Annotated in this window: 16 protein-coding genes; 2 read left to right on the plus strand and 14 right to left on the minus strand. The window is 68.9% G+C overall.

Annotated features, from left to right (window positions below; all coding sequences use genetic code 11):
- Positions 1-117 precede the first annotated feature (117 nt).
- Positions 118-3,198: an NAD-glutamate dehydrogenase domain-containing protein gene (locus ABI214_RS04445; RefSeq protein WP_348606530.1), complete on the plus strand. Its 3,081-nt coding sequence runs from the start codon at positions 118-120 to the stop codon at positions 3,196-3,198.
- The gene (locus ABI214_RS04450; RefSeq protein ID WP_348606532.1) at positions 3,195-4,274 is read left to right on the plus strand and encodes an isocitrate/isopropylmalate dehydrogenase family protein; all 1,080 of its coding nucleotides are present in this window, start codon (positions 3,195-3,197) and stop codon (positions 4,272-4,274) included. Before ABI214_RS04445 ends, ABI214_RS04450 begins: the two co-directional genes overlap by 4 nt.
- Positions 4,275-4,277: 3 nt before the next feature.
- Here the strand turns inward: ABI214_RS04450 and nuoN are convergent, their stop codons facing one another.
- From nuoN to ABI214_RS04520, 14 genes are all read right to left on the minus strand, one after another.
- Positions 4,278-5,864, minus strand: a complete 1,587-nt coding sequence (gene nuoN, locus ABI214_RS04455) for an NADH-quinone oxidoreductase subunit NuoN (RefSeq protein ID WP_348606534.1) — start codon at positions 5,862-5,864, stop codon at positions 4,278-4,280.
- Positions 5,861-7,438 carry an NADH-quinone oxidoreductase subunit M gene (locus tag ABI214_RS04460; RefSeq protein ID WP_348606536.1) on the minus strand — a complete coding sequence of 526 codons (1,578 nt, stop codon included), beginning with the start codon at positions 7,436-7,438 and terminating at the stop codon, positions 5,861-5,863. Before ABI214_RS04460 ends, nuoN begins: the two co-directional genes overlap by 4 nt.
- Positions 7,438-9,384: an NADH-quinone oxidoreductase subunit L gene (nuoL, locus tag ABI214_RS04465; RefSeq protein WP_348606538.1), complete on the minus strand. Its 1,947-nt coding sequence runs from the start codon at positions 9,382-9,384 to the stop codon at positions 7,438-7,440. Before nuoL ends, ABI214_RS04460 begins: the two co-directional genes overlap by 1 nt.
- Before the next feature lies 1 nt (position 9,385).
- On the minus strand, positions 9,386-9,685 hold the full coding sequence (gene nuoK / locus ABI214_RS04470) for an NADH-quinone oxidoreductase subunit NuoK (RefSeq protein WP_280761128.1): 300 nt from the start codon (positions 9,683-9,685) through the stop codon (positions 9,386-9,388).
- A complete protein-coding gene (locus ABI214_RS04475) occupies positions 9,682-10,515 on the minus strand; it encodes an NADH-quinone oxidoreductase subunit J (protein ID WP_348606540.1) in 834 nt (277 codons plus the stop codon). The genes nuoK and ABI214_RS04475 overlap by 4 nt, the downstream gene beginning before the upstream one ends.
- Before the next feature lie 13 nt (positions 10,516-10,528).
- On the minus strand, positions 10,529-11,077 hold the full coding sequence (nuoI, locus tag ABI214_RS04480) for an NADH-quinone oxidoreductase subunit NuoI (RefSeq protein ID WP_348606542.1): 549 nt from the start codon (positions 11,075-11,077) through the stop codon (positions 10,529-10,531).
- Positions 11,070-12,368, minus strand: coding sequence for an NADH-quinone oxidoreductase subunit NuoH (nuoH, locus tag ABI214_RS04485; protein ID WP_408586787.1), 1,299 nt, complete (start codon positions 12,366-12,368; stop codon positions 11,070-11,072). The genes nuoI and nuoH overlap by 8 nt, the downstream gene beginning before the upstream one ends.
- Before the next feature lie 11 nt (positions 12,369-12,379).
- The gene (locus ABI214_RS04490; protein ID WP_348606546.1) at positions 12,380-14,842 is read right to left on the minus strand and encodes an NADH-quinone oxidoreductase subunit G; all 2,463 of its coding nucleotides are present in this window, start codon (positions 14,840-14,842) and stop codon (positions 12,380-12,382) included.
- Positions 14,839-16,926 (minus strand): NADH-quinone oxidoreductase subunit NuoF, encoded by a 2,088-nt coding sequence (gene nuoF, locus ABI214_RS04495; RefSeq protein WP_348606548.1) that lies wholly within the window; start codon positions 16,924-16,926, stop codon positions 14,839-14,841. Before nuoF ends, ABI214_RS04490 begins: the two co-directional genes overlap by 4 nt.
- Positions 16,923-18,257 carry an NADH dehydrogenase (quinone) subunit D gene (nuoD, locus tag ABI214_RS04500; RefSeq protein WP_348606550.1) on the minus strand — a complete coding sequence of 445 codons (1,335 nt, stop codon included), beginning with the start codon at positions 18,255-18,257 and terminating at the stop codon, positions 16,923-16,925. The genes nuoF and nuoD overlap by 4 nt, the downstream gene beginning before the upstream one ends.
- Positions 18,254-18,913, minus strand: a complete 660-nt coding sequence (locus ABI214_RS04505; protein ID WP_348611262.1) for an NADH-quinone oxidoreductase subunit C — start codon at positions 18,911-18,913, stop codon at positions 18,254-18,256. The genes nuoD and ABI214_RS04505 overlap by 4 nt, the downstream gene beginning before the upstream one ends.
- Before the next feature lie 95 nt (positions 18,914-19,008).
- Complete coding sequence (locus tag ABI214_RS04510) at positions 19,009-19,584, minus strand: NuoB/complex I 20 kDa subunit family protein (RefSeq protein WP_348606552.1); 576 nt, start codon at positions 19,582-19,584, stop codon at positions 19,009-19,011.
- A gap of 31 nt (positions 19,585-19,615) precedes the next feature.
- Positions 19,616-19,987, minus strand: coding sequence for an NADH-quinone oxidoreductase subunit A (locus ABI214_RS04515; RefSeq protein ID WP_348606553.1), 372 nt, complete (start codon positions 19,985-19,987; stop codon positions 19,616-19,618).
- A 206-nt stretch (positions 19,988-20,193) separates the two neighbouring features.
- Positions 20,194-20,607: an Rv3143 family two-component system response regulator gene (locus ABI214_RS04520; RefSeq protein ID WP_348606555.1), complete on the minus strand. Its 414-nt coding sequence runs from the start codon at positions 20,605-20,607 to the stop codon at positions 20,194-20,196.
- Positions 20,608-20,614 lie beyond the last annotated feature (7 nt).

Here is a 20,614-nt window from a genome sequence, read left to right on the forward strand (position 1 = left end):
GCAATGGGCAACGGCGCCACAACGGCAGAACAACTTGCATCACCACTCGGGGTGGACGTAGGCGGGGCAGTCGACCGGATATTGCTCACCAGGTGCGATCGCTCGGGCAACCCGCGCATGACATTCCTCACCGGTACCCCCGAGGGTGTCGCGGAGGCCGTGATCTTCTGGCCGGACGGAGCTCCCCTACTCGCGGACACCGCCAACGTGTTCGAACACTTCGGGCTGCGCGTCGCCGACCGTGACCCCCTACCGCTGCCCGCCGGCATGCCGGCCGAGGCGGCGCTCCACAGATTCACCTTTCAGACCCCGCACCTGTGGCGAAGCGAATCGCACAGCCGAGTCTCGGAGGCCTTCGAAGCGCACGCGCTGCACGGATTCGAGATCGACGACTACGCACAGTTGATCGCCGCCGCCGGCCTGTCCTGGCGGGAAGTCACCCTCATCCGCGCGGCAAGCCGATTCGTCCGGCAGGCGGGCCTCGGCCTCTCGGAGAGCTACGTCATCGACACACTGCTCGCCCACCCCGAGTTCACCGAAACCCTTGTCCGATACTTCGGTGCACGGTTCGACCCCGACCTGAACGCTCGACAGCACACCCTCGCGAACGTCGGCGCGACACTGCGCGCACACCTGGACGCGGCCACCACCCTGGATCAAGACAAGATCCTGCGATCCTTGGAATCATTCGTCACCGCCTGTGTCCGAACGAACTGGTATCAACTCGACGACGCGGGTGCACCGAAACCCCACGCCTCGTTCAAGCTCGACTCGAGCAAACTGACACTGACCGGACCCGTGGTTCCCTACCGGGAAATCTATGTCTACGCCAACGACATCGAAGGCATCCACCTGCGCAGCGGGCCCGTCGCGCGAGGCGGGCTGCGATTCTCCGACCGGCCCGAGGACTACCGCACCGAAGTCCTGGGCCTGATGAAGACACAGACGGTCAAGAACGCGCCGATCGTGCCAGTCGGAGCGAAGGGTGCGTTCATTCGCAAGAACCCGAACATCGCAGCGGCGCAGGCATACTCGATATTCATCAGGGGTCTGCTCGACGTCACCGACAACCTGGTCGACGGAAACGTCGTTGCCCCGCAGCGGACCGTCACCTACGACGAGCCCGATACCTACCTCGTGGTCGCCGCCGACAAGGGCACCGCCTCGTTCTCCGACCTCGCAAACGACATCGCCCTCGAGGCCGGGTATTGGCTGGGCGATGCCTTCGCATCCGGAGGCTCGAGTGGGTACGACCACAAGGCCATGGGAATCACTGCCCGCGGCGCGTGGGTGTCGGTCCGCCGCCACTTCGACGACCTGGGTGTGGACGTCGACAGCGACCCGTTCACCGTCGTCGGCATCGGCGACATGTCCGGCGACGTGTTCGGCAACGGCATGTTGCTGTCCACGGCGATCAAGCTCGTCGCCGCCTTCGACCACAGGCACATCTTCATCGACCCTGATCCCGATCCCGCGCTCTCGCACACCGAGCGCATGCGCCTGTTCGCGCTTCCCGGAAGCAGCTGGGACGACTACGATCGCACCACCTTGTCGGCCGGAGGCGGCGTCTGGCCGCGCACCGCCAAGCGGATCGCGCTCTCGCCCGAAGCGCAGGCACGGCTCGGGTTGCCGCGGGGACAGCTGACACCGAACGAGCTGATCAAGGCGATCCTGACATCAAAGGTCGAACTGCTGTGGAACGGCGGAATCGGAACCTACGTCAATGCGTCGTCCGAGACACCCGCAGACGCAGCCGATCCCGTCAACGATGCGGTCCGGGTAGATGCTGCCCAGCTGCGCTGCACGGTCATCGGTGAGGGCGGCAACCTCGGACTGACGCAGCGAGCGCGCATCGAGTACGCCCTCGGCGGCGGCCGGCTCAACGCAGACTTCATCGACAACGCCGCCGGCGTCGCCACGTCCGACCTCGAAGTCAACCTCAAGATCGCGCTCGACGTCGCCGTTCGCGCAGGCAAAATCACCGCCGGCGAACGCAACGCCCTGCTGTCCGATTCCCGCGCCGACGTCGCCGACGCAGTCCTCGAGAACAGCGAGAGCCAGGCACTGGCCATCAGCCTCGCCGAATCGCATGCCCCGCAACTCCTCAACCGCCACGAACGGCTCATCGACAACCTCGAACACAACAACGGGATCAACCGCGCAACGGAGGTGCTCCCCACAAAAAATGAACTGGGCTCACGGACTCGAGCAGGCCTGGGACTGACGCGACCTGAGATCGCGGTCCTCCTCGCACAGTCGAAGAATGTGGTGCAACAGGATCTCCTCGACTCGTCAGTGCCCGAGGATCAGGTCTTCACCTCGGCATTGTCGGGCTACTTCCCCCGCCGGATCCGCGAACAGCTCACCGACGAGGTCGGCAACCATCACCTCGCCCGCGAGATCATCGCAACCAAAGTCGCGGACGACCTGATCAACCACGTCGGCCCCGGCTTGATCTACCAACTCGAAGAGCGTCTCGGCGTCAAGACCCCCGCAGTCGCGCGCGCGTACGCCGTCGTCCGTGCAGTCTTCGACGTCGATCAGCTGTGGGCAAACGCCCGAGAGCGCGCCGACGTCGGAAGCGTCGAGCGCCGGACTCTGCTGCACCACATCCAGCAGTTCATCGAGCACACCGCGTCATGGATCCTGCGCCGACGGCCCGCGCCCCTGAACGTCAACGCCGAGATCGAGCGGTACCGCCCCCACGTCCGCGAGCTCGTGGAGAATCGGCCGCGTCCGACCACGATCGAGGACACCACGGCCGAACTCCGTTTTCTGGCGGGAACATTCGACCTGATCGAAACAGCCCAGCAGCGCGGTTGCCCGGTCGCCGTCGCTGCGTCCGTGCACGCACACACGGACGCCGCGCTCGGGCTCGCCTGGTTGACCGGCCAGTTCGAGAACCACATCATGACCAACTGGTGGGACTCGATGGCAGCCGCAGCCGTTCGCGACGACCTCGCTGACGGGCATCACGCGCTGGTCGCGGCAATCCTCGACCTCCACGCGACGTCGGCAACAGATCTGGTGCACACCTGGCAAGAGCTGACTGCCGATGCCATTGAACGCTTCTCGCGCATGATGACGGAACTCGGACGCGACGGCTACGTCGATGTCGCCCGCGCATGCACGGCCAGTGCCGAGCTCGAGCTCCTGGTGCGGAGCACTGTATCGCGAGCAGCGGAGATCAGGGCATGACGCGACCACTTGAGCTTCGAATCGGAGTACTTCCCGGAGATGGCATCGGGCCCGAGGTCGTGCCCGCCGCCGAGCTCGTCATCGACGCGGCGCTCGCTTCCCGACCCGACGTGAAGATCACCTGGCAACGACTAGCGATCGGTCACGAGGCGATCTCCAGATACGGGACACCGATGCCCGAGGAGACGTTGGAGGTCCTCGACGAACTCGATGCGTGGATCCTCGGTCCCCATGACAGCGCCTCCTACCCGGACCGGTGGCGCACACAGCTGACACCCGGCGGAACCATCCGAAAACGGTTCGAGCTGTTCGCCAACATCCGCCCCGCCCGCGCCTTTCCCGGCACCGCGGCAGTATCCCCGAAGATGGATCTGATTGTGGTGCGGGAGAACACCGAAGGCTTCTACGCAGACAGGAACATGTACGCCGGCGCCGGCGAGTTCATGCCCACCCCCGATGTTGCGATGGCGGTCGGGGTGGTGACCCGCCGGGCGTGTGAGCGGATCGCCCACGAAGCGTTCCGGCTGGCGCGGACTCGCCGACGACGGGTCACCATCGCACACAAGGCCAATGTGCTGTCCATGACCTCGGGCCTGTTCCTCGAGACCTGCCTCGACGTCGCCGACCGGTACCCGGAGGTCGAGGTCGACCATCAGCACATCGATGCACTTGCCGCGCTACTCGTTCGCCACGCAGACGCATTCGACGTCATCGTCGCCGAGAACATGTTCGGTGACATCCTGTCCGATCTGACCGGCGAACTCGCCGGCTCGATCGGAAACGCTCCGTCGTTGAACACATCGGAGACGAAGGCCATGGCCCAGGCAACCCACGGCGCCGCCCCCGACATCGCCGGCCTCGGTATCGCCAATCCCACCGCCGTGATCCTCTCCTCGGCCATGCTGCTGCGCTGCCTCGGCGCACGGCACGAGCATTCGGCTCTCGGCCGTACCGCAAGCAGGATCGAGGCTGCCGTCGAAACCGTCATCGGGCAGGGTGTGTGCACCGCAGACCTCGGCGGAACGGCATCGACCGCGGGATTCATCGACGCTGTGGTCGCCGCGATGGGGTCGTAGTCATCAGATCAGGAAGCTCGCGGCCCGGTCCGCGAGATCGAGCGCCGGTTGCGGCACGATGCCCAGAAGCACCGTCACCGCCGCGGCGACGGCGACGGCGACGACCGTCGGGGCGCTGGTGACCACCGTGGCGGGGGCGCCCTCCGGCGGGTCCGCGAAGAACATCAGCACGATCACCCGCACGTAGAACAGCGCGGCGATCGCGCTGCTGATCACGCCGACGATCACGAGCGGCACCGCTCCCCCGGACGCGGCGGCCTGGAACACCGCGAACTTGCTGACGAAGCCACTGGTGAGCGGGATACCGGCGAACGAGAGCAGGAACAACGCGAACGTCGCACCGAGGACCGGGGAGGTGCGCCCCAAGCCCGCCCACCGCACCAGGTCCGTCACCTCGTGGCCCGACGGATCGCGCACGAGGCTCACCACCGCGAACGCCCCGAGCGTGCTGAAGCCGTACGCGAGCAGGTAGAACAGCGTCGACGAGATTCCGGCGTCGTTTCCCGCGATCACCCCGGTGAGGATGAACCCGGCGTGCGCCACCGACGAGTACGCGAGCATGCGTTTGACGTCGGTCTGCGTGATCGCGAGGACCGCGCCGACGACCATCGTGAGGATCGCGACCGCCCACAGCACCGGCCGCCAGTCGACGCTGAGTCCGGGGACCGCGACGTAGAAGACGCGCAGCGCCGCACCGAAGGCCGCGATCTTGGTGGCCGATGCCATGAACGCGGTGATCGGCGTCGGCGCACCCTGGTAGACGTCGGGGATCCAGGAGTGGAACGGGACCGCGCCGATCTTGAAGAGCAGTCCCACCGACAGCATCGCCAGGCCGATCTGCGCGAGAACGATGTCGCCGGAACGCTGTTCGACCGCCTGCCCGATTCCCGGGAGCTGGACCGTGCCGGCATAGCCGTAGAGCATGGCCACCCCGAAGAGGAAGAACGCCGACGAGAACGCGCCCAGCAGAAAGTACTTGAGGGCTGCCTCCTGCGAGAGCAGCCGGCGTCGTCGAGCCAGGCCGCACAGCAGGTACAGCGGCAGCGACAGGACCTCGAGCGCGACGAACATCGTCAGCAGGTCGTCGGCCGCCGGAAAGAGCAGCATGCCACCGACGGCGAACATCGCCAGCGGAAAGACCTCGGTCTGGGTCACGCCCACCTTCGCGGCCTCCTTCTCGGCGGCGCTGCCCGGCACCGCCGACGCCCGTGGCGTGAACGCGTCCACCCCGCGGGATCCGACCGCGACCGACTCCGCGTCGGCCCGCGCCCGGTCGAGCCCCCGGTCGGCGATCAGCAGGACCGCCAGGATCGACACCAGCAGGATCGTGCCCTGCAGGAACAGCGTCGGGCCGTCGATCGCGACGGCCCCGACCGCGATGAGGGCACGGGTCCCGGCGAGTGCGACGACCGCGACGAACGCCGCGATCAGTCCGCCGAGCGCGAGACCGACGTGGGTCGTGTAGCGGGCCCGCCGGGGCGCGAACGCCTCGACCAGGACGCCGACGACCGCCACCGCGAACACGATGAGCATCGGTGCGAGCTGGCTGTATTCGATGCTCGGGGCCTGCAGAACCGTGTCGGTGTTCATCGGGCACCTCCATCCTGCTCGGCGACCGTCGGCGCGGGATCGGGCCGGTCGATGGTCGTCAGCGTCCCGGTGACCGCCGGGGTGATGACGTCGAGGATCGGCTTGGGGTACAGGCCGAGGACCAGCAGCAGCGCGATGAGTGGGGCCACGACCACCAGCTCACGCCGTCTGAGGTCGCGGATGCGTTCGTTGCCGTCCGTGACGGGGCCGGTCATCATCCGCTGGTAGAGCCACAGCACGTACAGCGCGGCGAGCACCAAGGCGATCGTCGCGAGCACCGCCGCGACCGGGTAGCGGGTGTACGTGCCGACCAGGACCAGGAATTCGCTCACGAACGGCGCCAACCCCGGCAGCGACAGCGTCGCGAGGCCGGCGACCAGGAACGTGCCGGCCAGCACCGGGGCCACCTTCTGCACGCCCCCGTAGTCGGCGATCGCGCGGGTCCCGCGCCGCGACACCAGGAATCCGGCGACGAGCATCAGCGCCGCGGTCGAGATCCCGTGGTTGACCATGTACAGCACCCCGCCGCTCTGCCCCTGGCTCGTCATCGCGAACACACCCAACACGATGAACCCGAAGTGCGAGATCGAGGTGTACGCGATGAGCCGCATGACGTCGGTCTGACCGATCGCGAGCAGCGCACCGTAGACGATGCCGATCACCGACAGCGTGATCACCAGTGGCGCGAAATACTGTGCGGCGTCCGGGAAGAGCTGCAGGCAGTACCGCAGCATCGCGAAGGTACCGACCTTGTCGACCACCGCCATCATCAGCACCGCACTCACCGGTGTCGCCTGGACCGCGGCGTCGGGCAGCCAGCTGTGCAACGGCCACAGCGGGGCCTTGACCGCGAACGCGAACATGAAACCGAGGAACAGCGCGTTCGCGACCGGTGCGTCGATCGCCAGGTCACCGGACGAAATGGCTGCGACGATCCCGCGGAAGTCGAACGTCCCGGAGGTGAAGGGGCTGTCGGGGCCGGCGGTGACGACGTAGAGGCCGATGACGGCCGCGAGCATGATCAGCCCGCCGAAGAGGTTGTACAGCAGGAACTTCACCGCGGCCCGCGACCGATCGGGGCCGGGTTGGCCGAACCCGCCGACGAGGAAGTACATCGGGATCAGCATCGCCTCGAAGAACACGTAGAACAGCAGGACATCGAGCGCGAGGAACGACATCAGCACCATCGACTCGACCACCAGGATCAGCGCGACATACGTCTGGGTCGCGCGCGGGCGCGGGTCGTCGGCGGCGACGTCCCGCCAGCCGGCGATCAGCAGCAGCGGCACCAGGACCGCCGTGAGCAGGACCAGTGCGAGCGCGATGCCGTCGAGTCCAAGTTCGTAGCGGGTACCGAAAGCCGGTATCCACGAATGCGATTCGACGAACTGGTACCGGTCACCGGTGGGATCGAAGCGGACCGCCAGGACCACCGCCACCGCGAGCGCCGCCACCGCCGCCCCGAGGGCGAGCGTCCGGGCGAGGACGCGCCGGTAGGCCGGGATGGCCACCGCCGCGACCGCCCCGGCCAGCGGCAGCAGCCACAGCACCGTCAACCAGGGAAAGCCGTTCATCACACCCTCCCCACCAGTACGGCCGCGACCACCACGACCGCGCCGACGAACATGTACAGCGCGTACGAGCGGACGAATCCGGTCTGCAGTCGCCGCAGGGCCACCGACGCGAAGCCGAGGACGGTGGGCACGGCCCGCACCACGCCGTCGATCCCCTTGTCCTCGAGCACCTTCAGTCCCGCGATCAGCCGCTGCCCGGGACGCATGAACACCGCCTCGTCGACGGCGTCGCCGTACAGGTCGCGGCGGGCGGCGACGGTGAGGCCGGACACCTCGGCGGGCGCGACGACCGGGACCGGCCGCGTGCCGTACTGCCGCCACGCGATCCCCACGCCGACGGCGACCACGGCGAGCGTCGCGGCGGTGATCACCCAGACCGGCACGGCAGGCTCGGTGTGTTCGGCCGCGGAACCGAATTCGGTCCAGACGGGTTCGAGCCAGTGTTCGAGCGTGCCGCCCACCGCGAGCAGTCCACCGGCGGCGACCGACCCCACGGCGAGCAGGATCATCGGCACCGTCATCACCCCCGACGACTCGTGCGGGTGCGCGACAGTGTCTTCTGGTCGCTCCGCAGGCTCCGCTCCTGCCGCCCACCTGCGCTCGCCGAAGAACGTCATCAGCATCACGCGCGTCATGTAGAACGCGGTGATGCCGGCGCCGAGCATCGCGACCGTGCCGAGCACGGCGCCCCCGGCGCCACCGGACGCGAACGCAGCCTCGATGATCTTGTCCTTGGAGAAGAAACCGGAGAACGGCGGGACGCCGATGATCGCGAGGTAGCCGAGCCCGAACGTCGCGAACGTGATCGGCATGAGGGTGCGCAGCCCGCCGTACCGGCGCATGTCGGTCTCGTCGTCCATGCCGTGCATCACCGAGCCGGCGCCGAGGAACAGTCCGGCCTTGAAGAAGCCGTGCGCGAGCAGCAGCATGATCGCGAACGCGTAGCCGGCCGGGCCGAGTCCCGCCGCCATCACCATGTAGCCGATCTGGCTCATCGTCGACGCCGCGAGCGCCTTCTTGATGTCGTCCTTCGCGCACCCGATGATCGCGCCGAACAGCAGGGTCACCGCACCGACGACCACGACCGCGACCTGTGCACCGGGGGCCGCCTCGAAGATCGGGCCCGACCGCACGATCAGGTAGACGCCCGCGGTGACCATCGTGGCGGCGTGGATGAGCGCGGACACCGGCGTCGGGCCCTCCATCGCGTCGCCGAGCCACGACTGGAGCGGAACCTGGGCCGACTTGCCGCACGCGGCCAGCAGCAGCGCCAGCCCGATCGCGGTGCACGTGCCCTCACCCGCCGCGTCCACCCCGCCGAAGACGGCCGGGAAGGAGACGGACCCGAACGTCGCGAACATGATCATGAGCGCGACGACCAGGCCCATGTCCCCGACCCGGTTGACGACGAACGCCTTCTTCGCGGCCGTCGCCGCGGTCGGCTTGTACTGCCAGAACCCGATCAGCAGGTACGACGCGAGACCCACACCCTCCCAGCCGACGTACAGGCCGAGGTAGTTGTCGGCGAGCACCAGCAGCAGCATCGCGGCGAGGAACAGGTTCAGGTAGGCAAAGAAGCGCCGGCGATCGGGGTCGTCGCGCATGTAGCCGACCGAATAGATGTGGATGAGCGAGCCGACACCGGTGATGAGCAGCGCGAAGCACATCGACAACGGATCGAGCCTGAAGCCGACGTCCACCTGGAGTCCGGCGACGGGCAGCCACGTGAACAGGTCCTGGGTCACGATCCGGTCGGCGGAATCGCGTCCGACCATGTCGACGAACAGCGCCGCCGCGAGCGCGAACGACGCGAGGGCGGCGGCGCAGCCGAGGAGGTGCCCCCACGGGTCGCTGCGCCGTCCGGTGAGCAGGAGGATCGCCGCACCGGCGAGCGGAAGCACCGGAAGGAGCCAGATGAGCGCGTGAATTCCCGTCCCCCCGTCCATGTCAATACTTCAGCAGGTCGGCGTCGTCGACCGAGGCCGAGCGACGGGTCCGGAAGATGGTCATGATGATCGCGAGGCCGACGACGACCTCCGCCGCGGCGACGACCATCGTGAAGAACGCGAACACCTGACCGTCGAGGTTCCCGTGCATGCGGGCGAACGTGACGAACGCGAGGTTGCCGGCGTTGAGCATCAGTTCGATGCACATGAACACGACGATCGCGTTGCGCCGCAACAGCACCCCGGCGGCCCCGATCGTGAACAGCAACGCCGCCAGGTACAGGTAGTTGTCGGGATTCATCGCGTCTCCTCCCCGGTCGGTGCCGCAGCGGACGGTGGGACTCCGCGCGGATCGAGCACGCGGGCAACGGATTCGCGCGCATAGGAGCCGTCGGGCAGCCGGGCCGGCATGTCGACGGCGTTGCTGCGTGCGTAGACGCCCGGACTGGGCAGGGGCGTCACGCGGGCGGTCGCGTCGGGCTCGCCCGCACCCCAGTCCCGGAACCGCTGCTCCGACAGCTCCCGCTGACTCAGGCGACGCTCGAAGCGTTCGCGGTGGGCCAGCACCATCGCGCCGATGGTCGCGGTGATCAGCAGGGCGCCGGTCAGTTCGAACACCCACACGTAGCGGACGAAGACGATCTCGGCGAGGCCCTCGACGTTGCCCCCGGCGTTGGCCTGGTCGAGCCCGACGAAGCCGACCTGGCCGGAGCGGGCGACGCCGATGGTGGCGTTGCCGAGCGCACCGATCAGCAGCAACCCGAACCCGACGCCGGCCACCACCGCCGCGATGCGTTGTCCGCGCAGGGTCTCCACGAGGGAGTCCGACGAGTCGACGCCCACGAGCATCAGCACGAACAGGAACAGCATCATCACCGCACCGGTGTAGACGACTACCTGGACCACACCCAGGAACAGCGCGCCCTGGGCGATGTAGAGCACGGCGAGGACGATCATCGTCATCGCGAGGAAGATCGCCGAGTACACCGCCTTCGGCGCGCACACCACCCCGAGGGCACCCAGCACCGCGACGGTGCCGAGGATCCAGAACTGCACACCCTCGGCGGTGGACGTCCGGGTGAAGGTCTCGGCGGCGAGAGTCGCCGTCGCGTGCACTGTCACAGCGTCCACCCCGATCGCCTCCTCAGCTCGCGGTCTCGTCGGGTCGGGCAGGCGGGGTGGCGACCGTACCGATCACGTTGCCGCGGTAGTAGTCCTCGTCGGTGGCGCCGGGCGCCATCGGGTGCGGCGGCGACTCCATCCCGGGTTGCAGCGGAGCGAGCAGACGGTCCTTCTCGTAGATCAGGTCGGCGCGGTTGTCGTCGACCATCTCGTATTCGTTGGTCATCGTGAGTGCGCGGGTGGGGCACGCCTCGACGCACAGACCGCAGCCGATGCACCGCAGATAGTTGATCTGGTAGACGCGGCCGTACCGCTCCCCCGGCGAGTAGCGTTCCTCGTCGGTGTTATCGGCGCCCTCCACGTAGATCGCGTCGGCCGGGCACGCCCACGCACACAGCTCGCAGCCGATGCACTTCTCCAGCCCGTCGGGGTGACGGTTGAGCTGGTGTCGACCGTGGTAGCGGGCGGCGGTGGGCGCCTTCTGCTCGGGATAGAACTCGGTCACCGGTTTCTTGAACATCGTCGAGAACGTCACGCCGAAACCTGCGACGGAGTCGAGGAAGTCAGGCATCGAACTCCTCCTTTCCGGGGTGCCGGGACGCCGCGAGCGCCGGCTCGGTCCGCGGCGCAGCCGCCGGGAGCGGCGGGACGGGGAAGCCTCCGGCCATCGGGTCGAACTCCTCGGCCGCGGCCGGTTGCGCCTCGGGCGGCGCGCCGCGCGCGGCCGTGAGGCGGCGCCACAGCAGGGCCAGCAGCACCAGTGCCACGATCACGCCGCCGACGACCAGGACGATCCAGCGCACCTCGTGCCCCTCGTTGCGGAGCACCCGGACCGTCGCGACCACCATGACCCACACGAGCGCGACCGGGATCAGGATCTTCCAGCCGAGATTCATGAACTGGTCGTAGCGCAGGCGTGGGAGCGTGCCGCGTAGCCAGATGAACACGAACAGGAACGCCCACACCTTCGCGACGAACCACAGCAGCGGCCACCAGCCCGAGTTCGCGCCGGACCACATGTTCAGCGGCCACGGCGCGTGCCAGCCGCCGAGGAACATCGTCGCCGCCAGCGCCGAGACGGTCACCATGTTCACGTACTCGGCGAGCATGAACATCGCGAACCGCAGCGACGAGTACTCGGTGTGGAAGCCGCCGACGAGTTCGCCCTCGGCCTCGGGCAGGTCGAACGGGGCCCGGTTGGTCTCGCCGACCATCGAGGTGACGTAGATGAGGAACGACGGCAGCAGCAGGAACGCGTACCAGGTGCCCTCCTGCGCGGCAACGATTCCCGACGTCGACATCGTGCCGGCGTCGAGGAAGACGGCGGCGAACGTCAGACCCATCGCGACCTCGTAGGAGATCACCTGCGCGGTCGACCGGAGCCCGCCGAGGAGCGGATACGTCGAACCCGACGACCATCCCGCCAGCACGATCCCGTAGACGCCGACCGACGTGACCGCCAGGACGTACAGGACGGCGACCGGAAGATCGGTGAGCTGCAAGGGCGTCCACCGGCCGAGGATCGACACCTCCGGGCCGAAGGGGATCACCGCGAACGCCATGAAGGCCGGGACCGTCGCGATGATCGGCGCGAGGATGTAGACGGGCTTGTCGACGCCCGCGGGAACGATGCCCTCCTTGAGTGCGAGCTTGATGCCGTCGGCGAGGGTCTGCAGGATTCCCCGGGGGCCGACGCGGTCGGGGCCGACCCGCATCTGCATCCACGCCAGCACCTTCCGTTCGGCGTAGATCGCGATCAGCACGGTCAGCACCAGGAAAACGAAGATGGCCAACGCCTTCGCGATCACGAGCCACCACGGGTCGTGGCCGAACATCGACAGGTCGGCGGCGGCCGTGACCATCCCGGTGTCGGTCATCGCACGACCTCCCCTCGGGACGCGGGTCCCACGACGCCGTTCGTGCCGGGCTCCGCGCGGCGGATCCGCACGACGTCGCCGGGTCGGCCGAGCTGCCGGTGCACCGCCGAACCGGGCGAGTTCATCGGCAGCCACACCACGCGGTAGGGCAGGTCGGTGATCACAAGCGGCAGGGTGACCGCCCCCCGGTCGGTCTCGACGGCCACCGGGTCACCGTCGCGCGCACCGATCTCCGCGGCGCAGTCGGCGGACAGCCGGACGACGGGCGGGCGGGCCGTCCCGGCGAGGTAGGGTTCGCCGTCCTGCATCCGGCCGGCGTCGAGGAGCATCCGCCAGGTGGCCAGGACCGCCTCACCCGGGCGCGGCTCGGGCACCGGCCGGGCCGGGATCTCCCAGGACTGCGGTCGCGCGCCGCTCCACGTGCCCAGCCGCGCGATCTCGATGCGTGCGGCGGCGACGTCGGGCAGCCCGAGTGCGACGCCCATCTCGGCGGCGAGGGCGTGCAGCACCCGCTGGTCCGGTACCGCACCGGTGTCGCGCAGCGCCGCCTCGAACGGGCGTACCCGGCCCTCCCAGTCGACGAATGCACCGGATTTCTCCGCAACCGGTGCGACCGGGAACACGACGTCGGCGCGCTCGGTGACGGCGCTGCGGCGCACCTCCAGGCTCACGACGAAACCGGTCGCGTCGAGGGCCTCCCTCGCGGCGGCGGGATCGGGGAGGTCGTCGAGTTCGACGCCGCCCACCAGCAGCGCTCCCAGCGTGCCCGTGGCGGCCGCGGAGAGCATCAGCGAGGTGTCCCGGCCCGTTCCCGCGGGCAGATTCGCGGTGTCCCAGATCGTCTCGACGTCGCGCCGGGCCGCGGGATCGGTGACCGGCCGCCCGCCCGGCAGCACGGCCGGTGACGCCCCGACCTCCAACGCGCCGCGTTCACCGGCCCGCCGCGGGATCCACGCGATCCGCGCGCCGGTCGCGTCGGCCAGGCGCCCGACGGCCGACAGCGTTCCCGGTATCGCGGCGGCCCGCTCCCCAACCAGGATCACCGAGCCGGCGCACCGCAGGAACTCCGACGCGGTCAGTTCGTCGAGGATCGCCGGTTCGTCGCCCGGGACCGCTCGCAGCAATCGGCCGGACATCTTCTCGAGCCCGAGGGTCGAGTAGGGCGCGATCGACATCACCACGGCACGCCGGGTGCGCACGGCCTTGCGCAGCCGGAGGAACACCATCGGCGACTCCTCCTCGGGTTCGAACGCGACCAGCAGGACGGAGGGCGCGTGCTCGAGGTCGTCGTACGTGACCGCCGTGGGGTCGGCGCCGAGGACGTGGCCGGCGACCCGCGCCGCGAGGAACCCGGTCTCCTCGACGGAGTGCTGCCGGGACCGGAAGTCGATGTCGTTGGTGCCGAGGACCGTCCGCGCGAACTTGGCGTAGGCGTACGCATCCTCCACGGTGGCCCGGCCGCCGACCAGGACGCCCGCGCCGCCGGGTGCCGACGCGAGCCCGCGTGCGGCGGCCGCGAGGGCCTCCGGCCACGACGCCGGCACGAGATCGCCGGCGCCGTCCCGGATCATCGGTGTCTCGAGCCGGTCCGGTTCGGTCGCATACGTGAACGCCCAGCGCCCCTTGTCGCAGTTCCATTCCTCGTTGACCTGCGGGTCGTCGCCGGCGAGTCGGCGCAACACGGTGCCACGACGGTGGTCGGTGCGCTGTGCGCAACCACTCGCGCAGTGCTCGCAGATGCTCGGACTCGACACCAGGTCGAACGGGCGGGCCCGGAACCGGTAGGCGGCGCCGGTGAGCGCTCCGACCGGGCAGATCTGCACCGTGTTGCCGGAGAAGTAGGAGTCGAACGGCTCGTCCTCCCCGGTTCCGACCTGTTGCAGCGCGCCGCGTTCGAGGAGTTCGATCATCGGGTCGCCCGCGATCTGCTGCGAGAACCGGGTGCAGCGCGCGCACAGCACGCAGCGCTCGCGGTCCAGCAGAACCTCGCTGGACAGCGGAATCGGTTTGGGGAAGGTGCGTTTGACACCCCCGAAGCGGGATTCGGAGCGCCCGCTCGACATCGCCTGGTTCTGCAGCGGGCACTCGCCGCCCTTGTCGCAGACGGGGCAGTCGAGCGGATGGTTGATGAGCAGCAGCTCCATCACGCCCTTCTGCGCGCGGTCCGCGACCTCCGACGTGACCTGGGTGTGCACCACCATGCCGTCCGTCGCGACGGTCGTGCACGACGCCAGCGGCTTGCGTTGTCCCTCGACCTCGACGAGGCACTGCCGGCACGCCCCGACCGGTTCGAGGAGCGGGTGGTCGCAGAAGCGCGGAATCTGGATGCCGATGCCCTCGGCCGCGCGGATCACGAGCGTGCCCTTGGGAACGGTCACCTCGACGCCGTCGATACTGAGCGTCACCCGGTCCGACGGGACCGGCTGGCCCGACGCGTCGGCACCCACGTTGACGGTCATGCGCTCCCCCCTTCCGGATGGGCCGCGACCCTCGCGACGAGCGCCGACTCGTCCGGGTCGAACGGGCAGCCGCCGTGCTCGAAGTGCGCGACGTACTCGTCGCGGAAGTACTTCAGCGAGGACATGATCGGGCTCGCGGCGCCGTCACCGAGAGCGCAGAACGACTTACCCAGGAGGGTGTCGGAGATGTCGAGCAGCTTGGTGAGGTCCTCCTCGGTACCCTCCCCGCGCTCGAGCTGCTGGAGGATCTGCACCAGCCAGTACGTGCCCTCCCGGCACGGGGTGCACTTGCCGCACGACTCGTGCGCGTAGAACTCCGTCCACCGCAACACCACCCGCACGACGCACGTGGTCTCGTCGAAGATCTGGAGCGCCTTGGTGCCGAGCATGGACCCGGCGCCTGCGACCGCTTCGTAGTCGAGCGGCACGTCGAGGTGCTCGTCGGTGAAGATCGGCGTCGAGGAACCGCCAGGGGTCCAGAACTTGAGCCGATGGCCCGCCCGGACACCGCCGGCGTGATCGAGCAACTGCCGCAACGTGATTCCGAGCGGTGCCTCGTACTGACCGGGGTTGGTGACGTGTCCCGAGAGCGAGTACAGGGTGAATCCGGGGGACGCCTCGCTGCCCATGCTGCGGAACCACTCCGGCCCGCGCAGGATGATCGGCGGGACACTCGCGATCGACTCGACGTTGTTGACCACGGTGGGACACGCGTAGAGCCCGGCGACCGCGGGGAACGGCGGCCGCAGCCGGGGCTGCCCGCGTCGGCCCTCGAGTGAGTCCAGCAGCGCGGTCTCCTCACCGCAGATGTAGGCGCCGGCCCCGGCATGGACCACGATGTCGAGGTCGAAGCCGGAGCCGAGGATGTCCCGCCCGAGATAGCCGGCGTCGTAGGCTTCGGCGACCGCGGCCTGCAGTCGGCGCAGGACCGGCACCACCTCTCCGCGCAGGTAGATGAACGCCCGCGACGCCCGGATCGCGAAGGCCGCGATGACGACGCCTTCGATCAGGGCGTGCGGGGTGGCGAGCATCAGCGGAATGTCCTTGCAGGTGCCCGGTTCCGACTCGTCGGCGTTGACGACGAGGTAGTGGGGCTTCGCGGTGCCGGTGACGGTGCTGCTGGCCGGGTCCTGCGGGATGTACGACCATTTCATGCCGGTCGGGAAGCCCGCTCCGCCGCGGCCGCGCAGCCCGGCGTCCTTGACGGTCTGGATCACCTCGTCGGGGTTCATCCGCAGCGCCTTGCGCAGCGCGGTGTAGCCGTCGTGGCGCTGGTAGGTGTCGAGGGTCCACGACCGGGCATCGTCCCAGTGTCGGCTCAGCACCGGCGTCAACGCCGGTCCGGCGGCGGCGTCTTCCCGGGACGCGCGCAAGCCGGCGAGCGTGGGCGACCCGGCACCGCCGCCCGCTTCGGGTGCGCCAGGTCGTCGGTCCGGGAATCCGGCGAGGATGCGGGCGGTGTCGCGGAACGAGCACAGCGGTGCACCGCGCGTCGGCGTCACAGTCTGCCCGGCCCGCAGCGCGTCGACCACCTCGGTGGCCGACGCGGGCGTCTGGTTGTCGAAGAACTCCCAGTTCACCATCATCACCGGCGCGAAGTCGCAGGCCGCGTTGCACTCGATGTGCTCGAGCGTCACCGCCCCGTCCGCGGTCGTCTCGCCGTCGCCGATGCCGAGGTGCTCGCGCAGGGCCGAGTGGATCGCGTCGCCGCCCATCACCGCGCAGAGGCTGTTGGTGCACACGCCCACGTGGTAGGTCCCGGTCGGGTCGCGGCGGTACATGGTGTAGAACGTGGCCACCGCGGTGATCTCGGCCGCGGTCAGTCCGAGTTGCCCTGCGCAGAACTCGATTCCGGCGGGCGAGACGTATCCGTCCTCGGCCTGGACCAGGTGCAGCAGCGGCAGGAGCGCCGAGCGCGCCGTACCGGGGGGCTCCGACTCGTCCCCGCGGCCGTGGTAGCGGGCGATGATCTCCTCGGCATCGGCCGCCAGCCGGTCGGCGACGTCGGCCGGATAGGACGGCCGTTCCCGGGGCCGCGGACCGAGGTCGACGAACACCGGTCCCGTGGTTCGTGGTTCGCTCATCGGTCCACTCCCCCCATGACGGGGTCGATGCTGGCCACCGACGCGATCACGTCTGCCACCATCCCGCCCTCGCACATTGCCGACACAGCCTGGAGATTCGTGAAGGACGGATCCCGGTAGTGCACGCGGAACGGCCGGGTCCCGCCGTCGCTCACCATGTGCACGCCCAGCTCGCCGCGCGGTGACTCCACCGCCACGTACACCTGACCGGGTGGCACGCGGAATCCTTCGGTGACGAGCTTGAAGTGGTGGATCAGCTCCTCCATGGAGGTGCCCATGATCCGGCGAATGTATTCGAGGGAGTTGCCGAGCCCGTCCGGACCGAGCGCGAGATCGGCGGGCCAGGCGATCTTCCGGTCCGCCAGCATGACCGGGCCGGGACGCAGGCGATCCAGGCACTGTTCGACGATCTTCAGCGATTCCGCCATCTCGCGAACACGCACGAGATAGCGCCCGTAGCAGTCGGATCCGGTGGCGGTGACGACGTCGAAGTCGTAGGTCTCGTAGCCGCAGTACGGGTCCGACCTGCGCACGTCCAACGGCAGTCCGGTGGCCCGGAGGATGGGGCCGGTGATGCCGAGCGCCATGCAGCCGGTGAGGTCGAGGTAGCCGATGCCCCGCGTGCGGGCCTTCCAAATAGGGTTCTCGTTGAGCAGGTTCTCGAGGTCACGCAGCCGCCGGGGCATGAGGTCGAGCAGCTCACGCACCTTCTCCGCCGCCCCGTCCGGCAGGTCCTGCGAAAGCCCTCCCGGGCGGATGTAGGCGTGGTTCATGCGCAGGCCGGTGATCATCTCGAAGATGTCGAGAACAAGTTCGCGCTCGCGGAATCCGAAGAGCATCGGCGTGATCGCGCCCAGCTCCATGCCGCCGGTCGCGAGCGCCACGAGGTGCGAGGAGATCCGGTTGAGCTCCATGAGCAACACGCGCACCACGGTGGCGCGTTCGGGGATCTCGTCGGTGACGTCGAGCAACTTCTCCACGCCCAGGCAGTACGCCACCTCGTTGAAGAACGGTGCCAGGTAGTCCATGCGGGTGACGAACGTGACGCCCTGCGTCCAGTTGCGGTACTCGAGGTTCTTCTCGATCCCGGTGTGCAGGTATCCGATTCCGCAGCGGGCCTCGGTGACCGTCTCGCCCTCGATCTCGAGGATCAGTCGCAGCACCCCGTGGGTGGACGGGTGCTGCGGCCCCATGTTGACGACGATCCGCTCGGCACCGGACTCGTGCGCCGCGGTGGCCGCGTCGACGAGTTCGTCCCAGTCCTGGCCGGAGACGGTGAACTCCGTACCGCCACCGCCGTTCCGGGTGAAGGAGTCACGAGAGTGGTTCACTGATACGCCCTCCTCTCGTCCGGTGGCGGGATCTTCGCCCCCTTGTAATCGACGGGGACGCCGCCGAGGGGGTAGTCCTTCCGCTGCGGATGCCCCACCCAGTCGTCGGGCATCTCGATCCGGGTGAGCGCCGGGTGACCGTCGAACACGAGCCCGAAGAAGTCGTACGCCTCGCGCTCGTGCCAGTCGGTGGTCGGATACACCAGGTACAGCGACGGGATGTGCGGATCCGCGTCGGGGACCGCCACCTCCAGCCGCAACCGACGGCCGTGGGTGATCGACATCAGCGGGTACACCGCGTGCAGCTCCCGCCCCGGGTCCTGCGGGTAGTGCACGCCGCTCACGCCGAGGCACAGTTCGAATCGCAACTCCGGGACGTCACGCAGCAGCCGGGCCAGCAGGGGCAGATACTCGCGGCGCACGTGGAGGGTGAGCTCGCCGCGGAAGACGACGACCTTCTCGACCGCGTCGTCGAACAGCACGCCCGCGTCGTCCGCGTCCAGGGCGTCGGCGAGGGTGTCGACGACCTCGTCGAACCAGCCGCCGTACGGCCGCGGTGTGCCGCCCGGCAACGTGACCGGACGCACCAGACGCCCGTAGCCCGAGGTGTCCCCGGTGCCGCCGACCCCGAACATGCCCTGACGCAGGCCGATCATCTCGCCGCCCGCGACGCGTTCGGGCGGGACGGTGCCCTCGGGGCCGGCCGTCGCCTCAGGATCGGTACCGCCCGGCACGTGGTCGTGGTCGTCCGTCATCGCGCCACCGTCCCGGCTCCACGTCCCGGCATCCCGAGGTCGACGGTCGGCCGTGCCGTGAGCGCCGCCGCCTCGGCCGCCCGCACCGCCTCCTCGCGGTTCACGCCGAGCGGCATCTGCTGAATCTTCGCGTGCAGCTCCAGGATTGCGTTGAGGAGCATCTCCGGCCGGGGCGGGCAGCCGGGAAGGTAGATGTCCACCGGGACGACGTGGTCGACGCCCTGCACGATGGCGTAGTTGTTGAACATCCCGCCCGACGACGCGCACACCCCCATCGCCAGTACCCACTTGGGTTCGACCATCTGGTCGTACACCTGACGCAGCACCGGTGCCATCTTCTGGCTGACCCGGCCCGCGACGATCATGAGGTCGGCCTGCCTGGGCGACGCGCGGAAGGCCTCCATGCCGAACCGGGCCAGGTCGAAGCGCCCCGACGTGGTCGCCATCATCTCGATCGCGCAGCACGCGAGGCCGAACGTGGCCGGCCACAGCGAACCCTTGCGGGCGTAGCCGGCCACGGTTTCCACGGTGCTCAGCAGGAAACCGCTCGGCACCTTCTCCTCGAGTCCCATGCCAGGTTCACCTCCTTCTCGCGGGTACCGCCTAGTCCCAGCTCAATCCCCCACGCCGCCACTCGTACACGTAGGCCACGGACACGTTGAAGACGAAGACCGCCATCGCGGCCAGACCGAACGGTCCGAGGGCGTCGAAATGCACCGCCCACGGATAGAGGAACACGATCTCGATGTCGAAGATGATGAACAGCATCGCTGTCAGGTAGTACTTCACCGGGATCCGTTGCCCACCGGCTCTGCCGGTGGCCGATTGCGGCGTGGGTTCGATGCCACACTCGTAGGCCTCGAGCTTCGCGCGGTTGCGCCGTCTGGGCCCGACGACCGAGGCGACGATGACGGAGAACACCGCGAATGCCACGGCGATGGCCCCGAGCACGAGAATCGGCACGTACGCGTTCATTGCGCCCCAGCTCCTCTCGTCGCGAGCCCACAAGGTGACCACGCGCGGCGGGTAGCCACGGGAGACGCACAATCACGCAATCAGGAAAACCCACCCGCCGAATGTGATCTACGACTCAGCGTACCGGGATAGTCCCCGTGCTTGGCTTCGGTTTTACCCGCGAGTCTTTCGGGTGCCGGCCCCGCATCGGCCCGGACCCGATTCCGTCACGCCCGCCGCAGCAGCGGAACGACGGCCTCTGCCAGGCGGAACGGCTCGATCGGGTGCTGCACCACCGCCTCCGCCCGCGACCAGTCCGCGAGCCACCGGTCGTCGGCGCGGCCGGTCAGGACCACGATCGGCGGGGACACGTCGAGCTCGTCCTTGAGCTGCTTGGCAATTCCCATCCCGCCGGCCGGGGTCGCCTCCCCGTCCAGGATCGCCAGGTCGATACCGCCCGCATCCATCGTGCGGATCACCACCGGCTCCGTCGCGACCTCGACGTACTCGAGCTCCGGCAGGTCGGGGTGCGGGCGTGTGCCGAGGGCGCGCATCACCTGTTCCCGCGTCGAGGCGTCGCTGCTGTAGACGAGCACACGCAGCGGACCCGGATCATCGGAGCGGACGGTCGGATTGGCCACGGTGCCG

The organism is Prescottella soli, assembly GCF_040024445.1.
GTDB classification, from domain to species: Bacteria; Actinomycetota; Actinomycetes; order Mycobacteriales; family Mycobacteriaceae; genus Prescottella; species Prescottella soli.